General features: G+C 50.4%; 10 protein-coding genes. 3 read left to right on the forward strand and 7 right to left on the reverse strand.

Annotated elements, in window-relative coordinates:
- From DCMF_RS20840 to DCMF_RS20860, 5 genes are all read right to left on the reverse strand, one after another.
- The gene (locus DCMF_RS20840; protein ID WP_148136209.1) at positions 1-1,062 is read right to left on the reverse strand and encodes a phosphodiester glycosidase family protein; all 1,062 of its coding nucleotides are present in this window, start codon (positions 1,060-1,062) and stop codon (positions 1-3) included.
- A complete protein-coding gene (locus DCMF_RS20845; RefSeq protein WP_148136210.1) occupies positions 1,049-1,495 on the reverse strand; it encodes a hypothetical protein in 447 nt (148 codons plus the stop codon). The genes DCMF_RS20840 and DCMF_RS20845 overlap by 14 nt, the downstream gene beginning before the upstream one ends.
- Before the next feature lie 140 nt (positions 1,496-1,635).
- The gene (locus DCMF_RS20850) at positions 1,636-2,631 is read right to left on the reverse strand and encodes a GGDEF domain-containing response regulator (protein ID WP_148136211.1); all 996 of its coding nucleotides are present in this window, start codon (positions 2,629-2,631) and stop codon (positions 1,636-1,638) included.
- Between the two features lie 283 nt (positions 2,632-2,914).
- Positions 2,915-3,373, reverse strand: a complete 459-nt coding sequence (locus tag DCMF_RS20855) for a GyrI-like domain-containing protein (RefSeq protein ID WP_148136212.1) — start codon at positions 3,371-3,373, stop codon at positions 2,915-2,917.
- A gap of 60 nt (positions 3,374-3,433) precedes the next feature.
- Positions 3,434-4,375, reverse strand: coding sequence for a helix-turn-helix transcriptional regulator (locus tag DCMF_RS20860; RefSeq protein ID WP_148136213.1), 942 nt, complete (start codon positions 4,373-4,375; stop codon positions 3,434-3,436).
- Positions 4,376-4,710: 335 nt separating this feature from the next.
- Between DCMF_RS20860 and DCMF_RS20865 the strand changes: the two genes are divergently transcribed.
- The 3 genes from DCMF_RS20865 (at position 4,711) to DCMF_RS20875 (ending at position 9,322) form a co-directional block, all read left to right on the forward strand.
- Entirely contained in the window at positions 4,711-5,571 is an 861-nt protein-coding gene (locus DCMF_RS20865) for an SDR family oxidoreductase (protein WP_148138010.1), read from the forward strand.
- Positions 5,572-5,692: 121 nt separating this feature from the next.
- Entirely contained in the window at positions 5,693-6,892 is a 1,200-nt protein-coding gene (locus DCMF_RS20870; protein WP_148136214.1) for an MFS transporter, read from the forward strand.
- Between the two features lie 456 nt (positions 6,893-7,348).
- Positions 7,349-9,322: an endonuclease MutS2 gene (locus DCMF_RS20875; protein ID WP_148136215.1), complete on the forward strand. Its 1,974-nt coding sequence runs from the start codon at positions 7,349-7,351 to the stop codon at positions 9,320-9,322.
- Positions 9,323-9,752: 430 nt separating this feature from the next.
- Here DCMF_RS20875 and DCMF_RS20880 read toward each other — a convergent pair whose 3' ends face one another.
- Together DCMF_RS20880 and DCMF_RS20885 are read right to left on the reverse strand one after the other, a co-directional pair.
- Positions 9,753-11,450, reverse strand: a complete 1,698-nt coding sequence (locus tag DCMF_RS20880; RefSeq protein WP_148136216.1) for a hydantoinase B/oxoprolinase family protein — start codon at positions 11,448-11,450, stop codon at positions 9,753-9,755.
- Positions 11,443-13,509, reverse strand: a complete 2,067-nt coding sequence (locus tag DCMF_RS20885) for a hydantoinase/oxoprolinase family protein (protein ID WP_214658787.1) — start codon at positions 13,507-13,509, stop codon at positions 11,443-11,445. Before DCMF_RS20885 ends, DCMF_RS20880 begins: the two co-directional genes overlap by 8 nt.
- Between the last annotated feature and the right edge of the window lie 26 nt (positions 13,510-13,535).

A 13,535-nucleotide genomic window follows, 5' to 3' on the forward strand; every position in this document is an offset into this window, starting at 1 on the left:
CTAAGGAAGGACGACAATATTGGTGGCCACGGATCTTTCCTTGCCGTCGGAAGGCTTATTCATCACTTTTCCCTGGAACACAAAAGAACTGGACCCGCCCCCGTCCAGGTTAAAGGCTTCCATCACCCCCAGCCGCATCAGGGTTACCTGCATCTCCTCCAGGGAAATGCCCTTGCTCCAGTTGCTGCGCCGGCCGTCCACGACGATGAAAAACAAATCCCCGTTAGGATACTGTCCTAAAACAGTGCGGGGCTGGCGCTGCCGGGCCCACTTTTTGGGAATTTCTACCGGCTGCCAATTTTTTATGAGGACAGGAACAAAGCTTACCCCCTGCCAGGCGTCGGTTTTCTTTAGATCTTCTTCTTTATCGTACACACCGCCTACCAGTTTTCCTTCCTTGGTGAAACCGGCAAAGGAGAGATCGCTATAAGAAGGGACAAAGTCGCCCACCAGCTCTCCCTTGATCATGGTATTGCCCATCGGCACAAGGCGCATCGTGCCGTTTTTTGTGGATTTGGCAAAGCCGCCTCCGTTGACGCCGAACACAGCACCCAGCCTTTTCACAGCGGCACTGGTGGTTTCGCCACTTTCTTTTTCGGCCGGGGCTAAAGCGATGCGCAGCGACCTCGGGTTCTTCAGCCGGACTTTTGCCATATAGCCCCGCAGGTCTTCTTTCTTCAGCTCAAATAGTAAAATCTCCGTATTTTGGGTGCTCAGTTTTTTGATCGGTTTTCCTAAACGGGAGACAATCATTTCTTCGTATACTTTTTCCGACTTTAACTGTTGGTCCCGGCTTTTTTGGGACAGCTCCTTTAACAGCTCCTGCTGCTTTTGAAAAAAGGCCTCTTCTTCCTTTAAGGAATCCTGCAAGGATTTATTAGCTGTTTTTAACGCATCAAAGGTGCCCAGAAGGCGGTCCAGAGTGAGATGGGAGTTTGTGGTATCAACCGATAAAGGACGGCAGTCGGTATAGGTAATTTTGCCAAAACAGAGGGAAAAGCCGATGATTATGCCCAGGAGAGGAGCCAGGGTGAAGAAAAAAAACAGCTTAACGTACCGCACCTTTGGACTCCTTTAAAATCTCCAGACTTTGCTTAAGCTCCTCTAAACGCTTGTCCAGCTCTTGCATTCTTTTATTTAGCTCCTCCCTGGTAGATGATCCCGAAGTGCTTACCTCTTTGCCTGTTTGCTCCAGAGCCAAGGAAATTACCTGCATGTCTTTTTGCACGGTAGATAATTTATCCTCTAATTCTTGTATGCGCAAGGTATTGGTTTCTTGAACATCGACAATAGACTGGTTAATCTGTGTCTGCATTTGATCCAGCCTGCTGTCAATATACCAGTAGCCTCCATAGACCAGAGCCCCCCATAAGGAAACGAAAAGAAAAACCACCAGGATTTTGCGGGCGGAAGTGTTTTTGGTGCGCCGGCCTTTCCTCCGGTATGGTTTGGCTACATCCTCCTGTATTTCGACAGAAACAACATCAATCTCCATAGCTTACCTCTCTTTCTCCTTCCCTTTTATCATACCATAGGATTTTCCTCATGACAGCCTTATTTCAGAAAAGAAAAATCTCTTCTCAGCCTGAGAAGAGATTCTTCAAAGTTATTTTGGGCTACAAAAGACCTTCCGGACTAATCTATTTGGTTCTGAAAAAAGCCAACCACACAGTTTCTTCCTCTCTCTTTTCCCTTGTAGAGTGCTTGATCGGCATTTGCCACATTGCCGTCAATTCCTATATGGTCATCAAATTCCGTGACACCAAAAGTCATGGTAACGGACAGGAGATTTCCCTTGAAATCAAACTGGGCAGAGGCAATCTTGGTGCGGATTTTTTCTGCCAGTACTCGAGCCCCCCTGTAATTTGTCTCGACAAGAAGCAGTAAAAATTCTTCTCCTCCCCATCTTGCCGGGCTATCCACGGCCCGGACGGAACTTTTTAACAGGGCGGCGATTCTTTCCAAAATATAATCTCCGCATTCGTGGCCATATGTATCGTTAATCCGTTTAAAATGATCTATGTCACACATGATTAAAGAAAACTTATGTTTCGATCTGTGGTAGCGGGCTATTTCATTTTGAATTTTTTCGATGATTCCCCGCCGGTTCGCCAACTGGGTCAGATGATCGGTAACGGACATTTCCCGCAGCCGCTGCACAGCATGCTCCAACTGTTCCAGGGTTTGGCGCAGTTCCTCGTTTTTTTCTTCCAGTTCAATTTGATACTGTCTTAATTTTAGCTGCAGGCCAACACGGGCTTCCAGTTCCTCAAAGTTGTACGGCTTTGGCACATAGTCTGCTCCGCCTACTTCAAAAGCTTTCACCCTGTTGAACGGGTCGGTATTGGCACTTAAAAAAATCACCGGGATATCTTTTAACAGGTCATTTGCTTTTAATCTGCGGCATACTTCATATCCATCTATTTCCGGCATAATAATATCCATTAAGATGACATCCGGGGGATCTTTTTCGGCGGACGTGATCGCCTGACTTCCGCTGGTAAATGTTCTCACTTCATAACCTGCTTTTTCCATCATGTCTTTGAGGAGGTATAAGTTGAACTTACTGTCATCAACGATCATAACCTTTCTTTTAATCCCGGTTAAACCGAGATTATTATTTGTTCCCATAAAAAACCCCTCTACATATTAATGCTTCCGCTCCGCTCTTCACTCCCTATTTGCCATTTTTCGGGAATGATCATATTGTAACAGGTTTTTACTGAACGATAATTCTATTTTATTCTTCTTTTTCCTGCAAAATATTAACAAACATTATAATTGCTAACAAAAAAAATCGGACACCGTTTATGCTGAGAGAGAAAAATAAAAATTCATCACAGGTAGAATTCCCCTGTGATGAATTTTTTATCATGCGTATATGCGATTAATGAATAGCAGCCCGTTTCCGGAATTATTTGAGCGGAAACACTACCTTTGTTAAAAGTTCGCTTTCCGGTACCTCCATGGGAGAATTGTAATAAAATTCATAGGATGTTCCCGTAGGCGTGTAGCCATGCTCATTGATCCACTTCATCATTTCATTGTAGACCGGTTCCATCTGGCTGTAGGGACCCTGATATAAGCAGGATACCTGCTTCCCCGCCGGGATTTCACTTGATTTGATTTCTCCTCTTCCCGGTAAGGCTTTGGGGACAGGGAAGCCCATTTCTACATCCAGGTCCGCCATATCCATGTTATAATAGGCGGCAAAAGCGGCATCCAGGGGTTTTTCCCCCAATTCATTCAGATACCCGATAATAGCTCCATATGCTTTGCCTAGTTCCTGGGGCAGGTTTCCTACGGCAGTTCTGGTGCGCATAGAAAGGACAGGTTGAGCCGGCTGGTCTGATAATTCAAATTTAAAATCCATGTGATGGCCTCCTTTGGTTTATTTTCTTTATTATACCTTTCCAAACAAGACATCTATCTGTCATGTTTCTGAAGAATATTTTTTGGCGATGCCCTGAGCAATATTTGCCACGATGGCCCGAATTCCGGGTGGGCTTACTACCTCTACTCCCGTACCGAAGCTGAGAATAAAGCCATAGAGCCAATTGTTCTCGGGAAGCCGGGTTTTTACGATTATTTTCCCCTCCCGGTTTTTTAGCGGATTTTCCCCGAAGCATTCTTCCACAATCGTCTCCATCTCTTTTTCAAATAGCAGCTCCAGTTCCACCATGGGTTCCGATTCTTGCCAGGATTTTTCCCAGGAAAGCTGATCCAGGGAAAGTTCTTTTGGCTGGTAGCACGTTTCCAATACGGTTACATCTCTCATCCGGGAAAGTTTGAAAAGACGAAAGTCCTCCCGCAGCAGGCACCAGGCGTAAAGATACCAGGCCTGCCCTTTAAGGACAAGAGAATAGGGTTCGACCCGGCGGCTGGTCTTTTTCCCCGTCAAATTTTGATAGTCAAACTCCAGCTCCCGGTTATTCTCGATGGCCCGGCGCAGGGTGATCAGCCTTTGTTTCAGCAGTTCATTGCCTCCCCAGGGGGAAAGGTCGATAATCAGATGATTTGTTCTGGACTTCAACAGGTCCAGCTGGGATGCGGACAAGGTGTTCTTGAGCTTTTCCAAGAGGATCTCATACTGGCTTTCCGGCATCGTTTTGGAGACGCCTTTTAATGCGGTGAAAATCGCCGCCATTTCATGATCGGTGAGAACACTTCTGTCCAAACGGTAGCCTTCGGCGATGCCGATTCCCCCGTTGACACCCTGATAGGTTACCACGGGTATTCCCGACAGGTTGATCGCATCCACATCCCGAAGTATGGTGCGCACGGAAACGTCAAAGCGCTGGGCCAGTTCCTTGGCCTGGACCCGTTCTTTTCTTAACAAGATCACCAAAATAGAAATCAGCCTGTCCAGTTTCACTTGATCACCACCTGTACGCCCATCATAATATTGATTTAACCTGACTAACTTGGCGTAAGTCTCCCGCCTCTTTAGGCGGGAGACTTACGCCAAGTTAGTCATGCATTTGCAGTTCTAAAATTCAGATGGAGTAAAAGAATCTCCATCTGAATTAAGAACTTGCTTCAATTGGTTTTTCCCGGTTCCCGAAAAGCCCTTTGGGCTTTTTTAGGATTTAAGGCAGTATTAGATATTTGGTGCTGATATTCCTGCCGGATGGTAGATGGGGGATATCTTTTCCAAAAAAAAAACATACTATCAGGAAAAGAATTTGAGCCGAAGGAGGGCGAAAAATGATGATGAATTTTCCCACCACTCTGCCCCCGCAAAAACAGCAGAAACAGCCGGGGTTAACTTCCTTGATGAATCCCCAGCCCATTTGCGACAACCCGTCCTACATTGCTTCTTTGAAATTGGACGGAAAAACGGCTATCGTTACCGGCGGCGACAGCGGTATTGGCCGGGCGGTATCCCTTGCTTATGCCAAAGAGGGTGCGGACATTGCGATTGTTTATTTTGACGAGCATGGGGATGCGGAAGAAACGAAGCAGATGATCCAGCGCATAGGCAAGCGGTGTCTTTTGCTTCCCGGTGATATTGGGGAGGAATCCTTTTGTGCGGAAGTGGTACGAAAGACGGTGCAGGAATTGGGGAAGATAGATATTTTGGTGAATAACGCCGGTGAGCAGCATTCCCAAAACGGTATTGAAAATATTACCAAGGAGCAGCTGGAAAGAACCTTTAAGACAAATTTTTTCGGCTTGTTTTATCTCACCAAGGCAGTGGTTCCTCTTCTGAAAATGGGAGGCGTGGTGATTAATACGGCATCCATCACGGCATATCAGGGGCACAATACACTCATTGATTATGCCGCTTCCAAAGGGGCCATCGTATCCTTCACCCGTTCCCTGGCCCTCTCCCTTGCGGCAAAGGGGATCCGGGTAAATGCCGTTGCCCCGGGACCCATCTGGACGCCACTGATCCCTGCTTCATTCACGGAACAGGAAGTGGCCCTGTTTGGCCAGGAAACTCCCATGGGACGGCCTGGCCAACCGGTGGAGCTGGCCTATGCCTATGTTTTTTTGGCCTCCCCGGATGCCTCCTTTATCACGGGTCAAACCCTGCATGTGAATGGGGGAGAAATTGTCAACGGGTAATTCCTGCTCATGATAAAATTTCAAGACCGGGAGCATCTTGTTTCTTGCTCCCGGCAGGCATATAATAACAGGAGAAAATGCTGTTGATGAAACAGGTTGATGATACCGAGGTGACCGTATTATGAAACATAAACTAATTTCTCTTTTGTTTGCCGGCCATTTGCTGACCGATGTGTGCCAGGGAGCCGTTCCCGCTTTGCTCCCTTTTTTTATTGCCGCATACCATCTTTCTTATTCGGCGGCCGGTTTTTTGGTGCTGGCCGCGACAATTTCTTCTTCTGTGGTGCAGCCTTTGTTTGGGCATTTGGCGGACCGGGTCTCCATGCCCTGGCTCATTGCCTTTGGCCCTTTACTCGCCGGTCTGGGTATTGCCTTTGCCGGTTTGTCCCGTGATTATCATTACATCTTGATCGGGGTGACCCTTTGCGGTTTAGGTGCGGCCATTTACCATCCGGAAGCGGCCCGTATGGCCAATTGGGCGTCCGGAGAAAAGAAAGCCTCCGGGATGAGTATTTTCTCCGTAGGGGGAAATGCCGGCTTTGCCCTGGGGCCAGTGGTCACAGCCGGGCTTGTCCTGGCCTGGGGGTTAAAAGGGATGGGCTTTTTTCTCATCCCGGCCTTCCTGGGGGCGGCGCTTTTGTTAAAAGCCTTTACCAGACAGCCTTCTGTCTCCCACAATGATCCCCCTGCCCAGGAGGTGCCGTTGACGGCAGAGCCAAATGTTCAAGACGCCTGGGTGCCCTTCATGGTTCTCGTAGGGGCAATCGTTTGCCGGTCTGTGCTCTTGCAAGGATTCAACGCATTTTTTCCCCTGTACTGGATTGAGGTGTTTCACAAATCCGAAACGGCGGCCAGTACCATGCTCACGGTGGCTTTAGGAATGGGTGTGATGGGAAACCTAGCCGGGGGCTGGCTGGCAGATCGATTTGGCAACAAAAAAACAGTGCTGGCCGCCTTTGTCCTGCTCATTCCCCTGTTGCTGGCTTTTGTCCGCCTGCAGAATGACTTGGCGGCAACTTTGCTCCTGGTGCCCATCGGCTTTGTGATGTTTGTTTCTTTCGGCCCCATGATTGTGATGGGCCAGCAGTACCTGCCCGGGCGGGTAGGTTTTGCCTCCGGCATTACCATCGGACTGGCCGTAAGCATCGGCGGATTTGCCGCTCCTTTGCTGGGCAAGCTGGCGGATCATGCGGGGATTCATGCTGTTTTTTACTTATTGATCCTTTTCCCGGTTTTGTCCGCTGCCCTGTTTTTTGCCCTGCCCAAAGACGCCGTCCCGGAAAAGACGGTCCTGGACGTCAACAAAGGGTTGCCCGGGTAATATCGTGCACGATGGGTAGGCCTCAGATTGCCGGATTGACTTCTCTTACAATACATGGTAAACTGAATGAGAAAAAGGAGTATGATTTATGTCCGTGTGTGTTCTTAACTAACCAACTGTATAAGTAGATCCGAAGGAGCTTTTACCTGAATTTTTTCAGGCGTATTTTATTGCGCTTTTTCGGGTTTTGGTGGTTAAGAACAAAGGCATATTTCTTCCTCATACGTCTGTGAAATGATGCCGTGCTGTTTTGCGCGGCTTTATTTTACTTTCATACTTTTAGAATTTATAGTTTTAAAAGGTTGAAAGTATAAGGGCAACTAAGGCTTCCGCCGTCGCCAGAGGCTTGGCGCAAGCCAAGTTTTCTAATACCCGGGCTTTGGTATGTGAGGCTGTAAATGAGCATTTGTTCATTTGCAGCCTTTTTTATTGCACAAAAATTGGAGGTAGGGAAAAATGAATCAAACAACTATTCATCTGCTTGAGTATGACAAAATTAAGGAACGCTTAGGGGAATTTGCTGTTTCAGAATTGGGAAAGAAAATGGTGGCCCGGCTGGAGCCTTCTCTTGATATCCGGGTAATTGAAAACAGCTTAAGGGAGACGACGGAGGCCAAGGCCCTGGTCAATCTAAGCTCCAGCATCCCCCTGCATTCTTTAACCGGAATACCCGGTATTTTAGAGAAACTTTCGAAAGGCTTTGTCCTGGAAGGAGAGGAATTGACGGCTCTGGCCGGCTTTTTGAAAGACGGCAGGAGACTGAAAAGGTTTATGAAAGAGAGAACCTACGCGGCGCCTGTGGTCAGCTCCTATGCTTTTTCCATCTCTGAATTGGATGATTTAAGAGAAGAAATTGAAGAATGTATCCGAAACGGCGTCGTTGACGACCAGGCCAGTGCGGAACTGGCAAAAATCAGAAGAAAGATATCCGGTGCAGAGGGCCGGATCAAAAGTAAACTGGACAGCATGGTCAAATCACCGCAGTATAAGACCTATTTGCAGGACAGCCTGGTCGGCTTTAAAAACGGCCGGTATGTGCTTCCGGTAAAAAGTGAGTATCGAAAAAATGTCAAGGGCAGTGTCGTTGACTGCTCCGCAAGCGGGTCCACTGTTTTTATCGAACCGGAAGAGATCGGTCGTCTCCACCAGGAATTAGGCCTGTTGAAGGTGCTCGAAGAAAAGGAAGTCTACCGGATATTGGCGGAACTAGCCGGATGGGCGGCATCCTGCCACAGGGAAATCTCCGTCAACATGGAAGTCATGGCCCAGTATGATTTCGCTTTTGCCAAAGCCAAATACAGCCGGGTAATTGAGGGTAACCCCGTCGCATTTAACCAGAGAAACTATTTACGCCTGAAGGGAGCCCGGCACCCCCTGATTGGGAGGACTGCTGTGCCCTTGGACTTTACCATTGGTACGGATTACCGGGCTTTTATCATTACGGGCCCGAATACGGGGGGGAAAACGGTAGCCTTAAAAGCCATCGGACTTCTCACCATGATGGCCCAATCAGGGCTCCATGTTTCCGTGGAAGAGGGGAGCGAGTTTGCCCTTTTTGCCGATGTTTTGGCCGATGTGGGAGACGGACAGAGTATCGAGCAATCGTTGAGCAGCTTTTCCGCCCACATTAAAAATATCAAAAGTATCATTGAATGTGCGGATACCAGGACACTGGTCCTGCTGGATGAGTTAGGCGCCGGTACCGATCCGGGGGAAGGGATGGGCCTGGCCGTTTCCCTTCTGGAAACCCTTTATGATCAGGGGGCCACCATTATTGCCACCACCCATTATAGTGAAATTAAGAACTTTGCCCGGGAAAAAACAGGTTTTGAAAACGGGTGCATGGAGTTTGACCTGAATACCCTGCAGCCTTTGTTCAAATTAAAAATCGGCGAACCGGGGCAAAGTAACGCCTTTTTGATTGCCTTAAGATTGGGCATGGACAGGCGCATCATTGAAAGGGCCCATGAAGTAACCTATCAAGAGAAAAGGCTTTATTTGGAGCAGCCAACCGATGCCGTTTGTGAATTGCCAAAAGAGAGGGAAATAAGGGAATCCCACCAGGTGCAGTTAGCCCGGGTGGAAGAAATCAAAGAAGTGGTGAAGAAGGGGGAAAAACAAAAAATCCGCCCCGGGTTTCAAATCGGGGATGCGGTGCTGGTGAAGACTTTTGGGAAATTGGGCATTGTCTACGAATTGGAAAACAGCAAAGGCGAAGTAGGTGTGATGGTCCAGGATAAAAAGATGAAAATCAATAAGAAAAGACTGTCCCTGCATATTGAAGCCAAAGAGCTTTATCCGGAAAATTATGACATGGATATCGTTTTTGAAAGCAAGGAGAACCGGAAAAAGCGCCATCTGATGAGCCGAAAATACCAAAAGGGGCTGATGATTAAAGTAGATCCGGACCCTGCCGGGAAAACACGGTAAGATACCTGGAGATGCCGGAGGATTAAGAGAATAACCTTGCAGTTCACGATTGCTGCAGGGTTATTTCCTCGCTGTATCAGAAATTATAAGTTTTTTTTTGGCTTAGGATCCTTAGATTTGAAGGGGTTTTGATGTGCTTACTTACTGATGCCCAACGTCACCCAAGATCTTCGTGGAGCAGGAACGGACTCCCATTCGGCCTCCAGCGGGTACACGGCAAATTCGACATCCGTGTCTCAGTTGCCGACCCACTGCGTCCTGCAGTGGGACCCGCTGTCGGCCTCATGCTCGTCTCGTTCTGCTGGCCGCTTGATCTGATGGGTTCCTTATGGGTATCATCAAGTAAGCTTTAGGAATCCCGGAAACCTGTCACCTAAAGCCTGATCCTTAAAGTCGCGTAAGCGACTTTTTTATTCAAAGTTATTCCGGCCTATTCATCCAAATCGACCCCATACACATCTTTTGCGGTTTTTTCGGAAATCAGGCCATTTCGATAATCCTCCCGCACCTTGTCCCGGTCCCGTTCCTTGGGGCTGCCCCAGCCCCCGCCCCCGGAAGAAATGAGGGTGAGGGAGTCGCCGGCCTGAACCTTTCTGGGCAGTTCTTTGGTGCCGAGGAATACTTGCCTGCCGTCCTGATATTCCAGGATGGGCCGGTTGGCACTGCCCGTATGTCCTCCGGCCAGACCGTAAGGGGGGATCTTTTTGCCGTCTCCGAACATGACGATCTCGGCCGGGCTGGAAAAACGGATCTGGTAGCGGATCCCCGGGCCGCCCCGGAATTTTCCCGCTCCGGCCGTATCCGGCTCCATTTCATGGCACAGGGTGGTATGGGGATACTGCACTTCGTTTACCTCAATATTCGGCGTGCGCACCCCGCCGTAATTGGAGATAGGGCTCATGTAAGGCCTGCCGTCCATCCCTGCCAGGGCGCCCCCGGAACCCAGGCAGCAGAAGGCAAACCCTACGTAAAACTGATCGTTTCTCGGGTCGATGCCGTAAAAAGAGGGTCCGCAGTACCGGCCAAAGCCGGCGGGAATCCGGTCCGGCATGATTTGGGCCAGGGCTTTAAAGACGGCGGAAATGATCTCCCCCGCCGGATGCAAGGTGCACAGGGTCATGGGTGCCGGGGCATGCGGATTCACCACCGTTCCCTTGGGGGCAACGATCTGAATGGCCCGGAAGGCCCCGCTGTTTCGGGGTATTTCCGGGGAGAGGCCCCAGAGCACGGCAATGTATGCGGCGGTGGAACTTGTCACCAGGGAGCTGTTGACGAAACCTTTCACTTGAGCATCGGTGCCGGTGAAATCTACGGTAATGGTTTCTCCCTTAACAATTACGGCAACCTGGATTTTAATGGGGTCTTCCTGAAAGCCGTCATCATCCAAATATTCTATGCCTGTGTAGGTGCCGTCAGGAATTTTGGCTACCTCCCGGCGCACCAGGTACTCTCCCCGGTCCAGCAGTTCCTTGATCACAGCTTGGATGGTCCTGTTGGTATATTTCGCGCACAGGGCTGTAATACGCTGCTTGCCGATTTGATTGGCCCCCATCTGGGCCAGAAGATCGCTTTTGATCATGTCCGGGTTCCGGGTGTTATAGGTGATCAGGTCCATCACCTCAGAAATCAGCTTTCCCTGGGAAAACAGCTTCAGGGGAGGAATGCGCACGCCCTCCTGAAAAATTTCCGTGGCTTTCGGGTTGTAGCTCCCTGCCGTGGAGCCGCCGATATCCCCGTGATGGGCCCGGCTTACGGCAAAAAACATTAACTCGTTTTCATAGAATACGGGGGTGATGATACCGATATCGGGCAGGTGGTTGCCGCCCCAATAAGGGTCATTGATGATAAAGACATCTCCCTCCCCAATATTCCCCCGGTATTTTTCCAGTACAGCCCGCACGCTGAAGGAACCGGCGGCGGCCAGGATGGGGATGCCGTTTAGCTGGGACACCAGATCCCCCTCTCCGCTGCAGATGCCGCAGGCAAAATCGCAGGCCTCGGCAAAAATGGGGGAGCGGGAGGAGCGCTCCAGGGCGACGCCCATTTCCGTGGCAATCACATCCAGCCGGTGGGCGATGACGGAGCGTAAGATGACATCTTGTACCTGGGTGCTTTCGGTGTTAGGCACGAGGGGTCCCTCCTTTCGTGATGATCAGGTTTTTTTGGCTGTCATAGGCGGCCTGATCGTCCGGACTGACCAGGATGGTGGTATAGGCGGTCTCAATGATCACCGGTCCGGAGACGGTTTCTCCGGCTGGGAAGGCGTCTCCGGCAATCACGGGAATCGTTGTGTAGCCTAAATTCTCATCCCAATACACCGGTCTTTGGGATCTAACTTTCCCGGCATCTGGAGCAAGCGCACGGGACGGGAGCGGTCCCCGGTCCAGAGAGATTTCTCTGGCCGTGACCCGGATATTCACGATTTCACAGGGCTTTTCCGGTTGATCATAACCAAAAAGCCGGTCATGGGTCAGGTGAAAAGCACTTTTGATGGTTTCCGGCGCTATTTCCCCTTTTCCCTCAGGTAGGGAAAGGGAAATTTCATGATGCTGGCCGGAATATTTCATTTCCAGCACCACCTCAAAGCAGTGCTTTTCTTGGGGCACGCCCTGGCGGCTTAATTCTTTCCCGGCTTCCTCCTTCAGATCCCGGAAGTGTTTTTCTAATTCTTCCATGGGGATTTCATCCACCGGGGCCAGGATACTTTTCACTTTGTCATGCTTGACTCCGGCCAGAAGCATCCCCTCGGCGCAGAAGAGGGAAGAATGGGCCGGCACCAGGATGGTCTCTATGCCCAGTCCCCGGGCGATTTCTCCCGCAAAGAGAGGGGAAGCCCCTCCCGCGGCCAGCAGGGCAAATTCTCTCGGGTCTAAGCCCTTTTGTACCGTCATCAGGTGCACGGCATCGGTCATCAGGGAGACGGCCACCCGGTAAATGGCCAGGGCGGCGTTTTCTATGGTCAGGCCCAAAGGCTCTGCAATTTTCTCATCAATCACACGGCGGGACTTTTCCGGGTCCAGTTTCAGGCTGCCGGCCAAAAAATGACGGGGGTTCAGCATCCCTAAGACCAGAGCGGCATCCGTCACCGTCGGTTCTTCTCCTCCCCGACCGTAGCAAGCAGGGCCGGGCACAGCCCCGGCACTTTGGGGCCCCACTTTCAGGGTACCGGCCCCGTCCGCCCAGGCGATGCTTCCCCCGCCGGCGCCGATGGATTTGATCTGGATCATGGGCAGCAGCACCGGGTAACCTTCGATTTCGCTTTCCGGCGTCAGATGATTTTCTCCCGCCGTGACCAGGCTTACGTCAAAGCTGGTGCCTCCCATATCGGCCAGGACCAGGTTGGAAAAACCTAGCCTTTGGGCCAGCGCCTGGCCGCCCAAAGCGCCTCCGGCCGGTCCGGACATGAGCACCTTGACGGGAGAATTTTTGGTGGCGGCGGCATCGCTTAAACCCCCGTTATTCTGCATGAGAAACAGTTTCTTATTCAGCCCTTTATCCACCAGGCAGCGGGCTAATTGATCCAGGTAGCCGGAAAGCAGAGGACCCAGGTAAGCATTAAGCACCGTGGTGGAGGTACGCTCGTAATCTTTGATTTTGGGGGCCACATCGGAGGAGACGGTGACATAGACGCCTGGCAGGTGTTCTTCCAGGTAGGCTTTTACCTTTCTTTCATGAGCCGGGTTGTGAAACGAAAAGAGGAGGCAGCAGGCAACCGCTTCCACCTCTTCCTTTTTTAATTGATCAACAATGCCGGACAGGTGGTCCAGATCCAGGGGAATCAGCACGTCCCCTTTGTAATCGATCCTTTCCCGGACGCCGAAGCGCAGGTGCCGGGGGACAAGGACGGGAGGCAGGGGCACTCTTAAGTCCCACTGGTTGGGCAGTTGGGACCGGCGGATTTCCAGGGCGTCCCGGAAGCCTGCCGTGGCGAGCAGGGCGGTTTTGGCCCCCTTTCTCTGCAGCAGTGCGTTGATGGCGGCCGTGGTGCCGTGGACAAATTTGTCTGTTTGCCCTAAGAACTCTTCCAAGCCCAGGCCGAAACCTGCCGCCAGCTGTTCCAGCCCCTGTACCAGCACGTGCAGGGGATTAGCGGCGTCGGTAGGTATTTTTAAGATTTTGGTTTCTTCCCGGGAGGCGGCCACAAAATCTGTAAAGGTTCCTCCCATGTCAATACCAATTTGAAACATCGTGATCATCCTTTTTATAAATAATG

The sequence above is a fragment of the Candidatus Formimonas warabiya genome (assembly GCF_002777255.1).
In the GTDB taxonomy this organism is placed as follows: Bacteria; Bacillota; Dehalobacteriia; order Dehalobacteriales; family Dehalobacteriaceae; genus Formimonas; species Formimonas warabiya.

What these genes read in the sequence shown, in the direction of transcription:
- DCMF_RS20845 (WP_148136210.1), bottom strand. Translation starts at nt 1,495, where the DNA reads ATGGAGATTGATGTTGTTTCTGTCGAAATACAGGAGGATGTAGCCAAA.
- DCMF_RS20850 (WP_148136211.1), bottom strand. Translation starts at nt 2,631, where the DNA reads ATGGGAACAAATAATAATCTCGGTTTAACCGGGATTAAAAGAAAGGTT.
- DCMF_RS20855 (WP_148136212.1), bottom strand. Translation starts at nt 3,373, where the DNA reads ATGGATTTTAAATTTGAATTATCAGACCAGCCGGCTCAACCTGTCCTT.
- DCMF_RS20865 (WP_148138010.1), top strand. Translation starts at nt 4,711, where the DNA reads ATGATGAATTTTCCCACCACTCTGCCCCCGCAAAAACAGCAGAAACAG.
- DCMF_RS20870 (WP_148136214.1), top strand. Translation starts at nt 5,693, where the DNA reads ATGAAACATAAACTAATTTCTCTTTTGTTTGCCGGCCATTTGCTGACC.
- DCMF_RS20875 (WP_148136215.1), top strand. Translation starts at nt 7,349, where the DNA reads ATGAATCAAACAACTATTCATCTGCTTGAGTATGACAAAATTAAGGAA.
- DCMF_RS20885 (WP_214658787.1), bottom strand. Translation starts at nt 13,509, where the DNA reads ATGTTTCAAATTGGTATTGACATGGGAGGAACCTTTACAGATTTTGTG.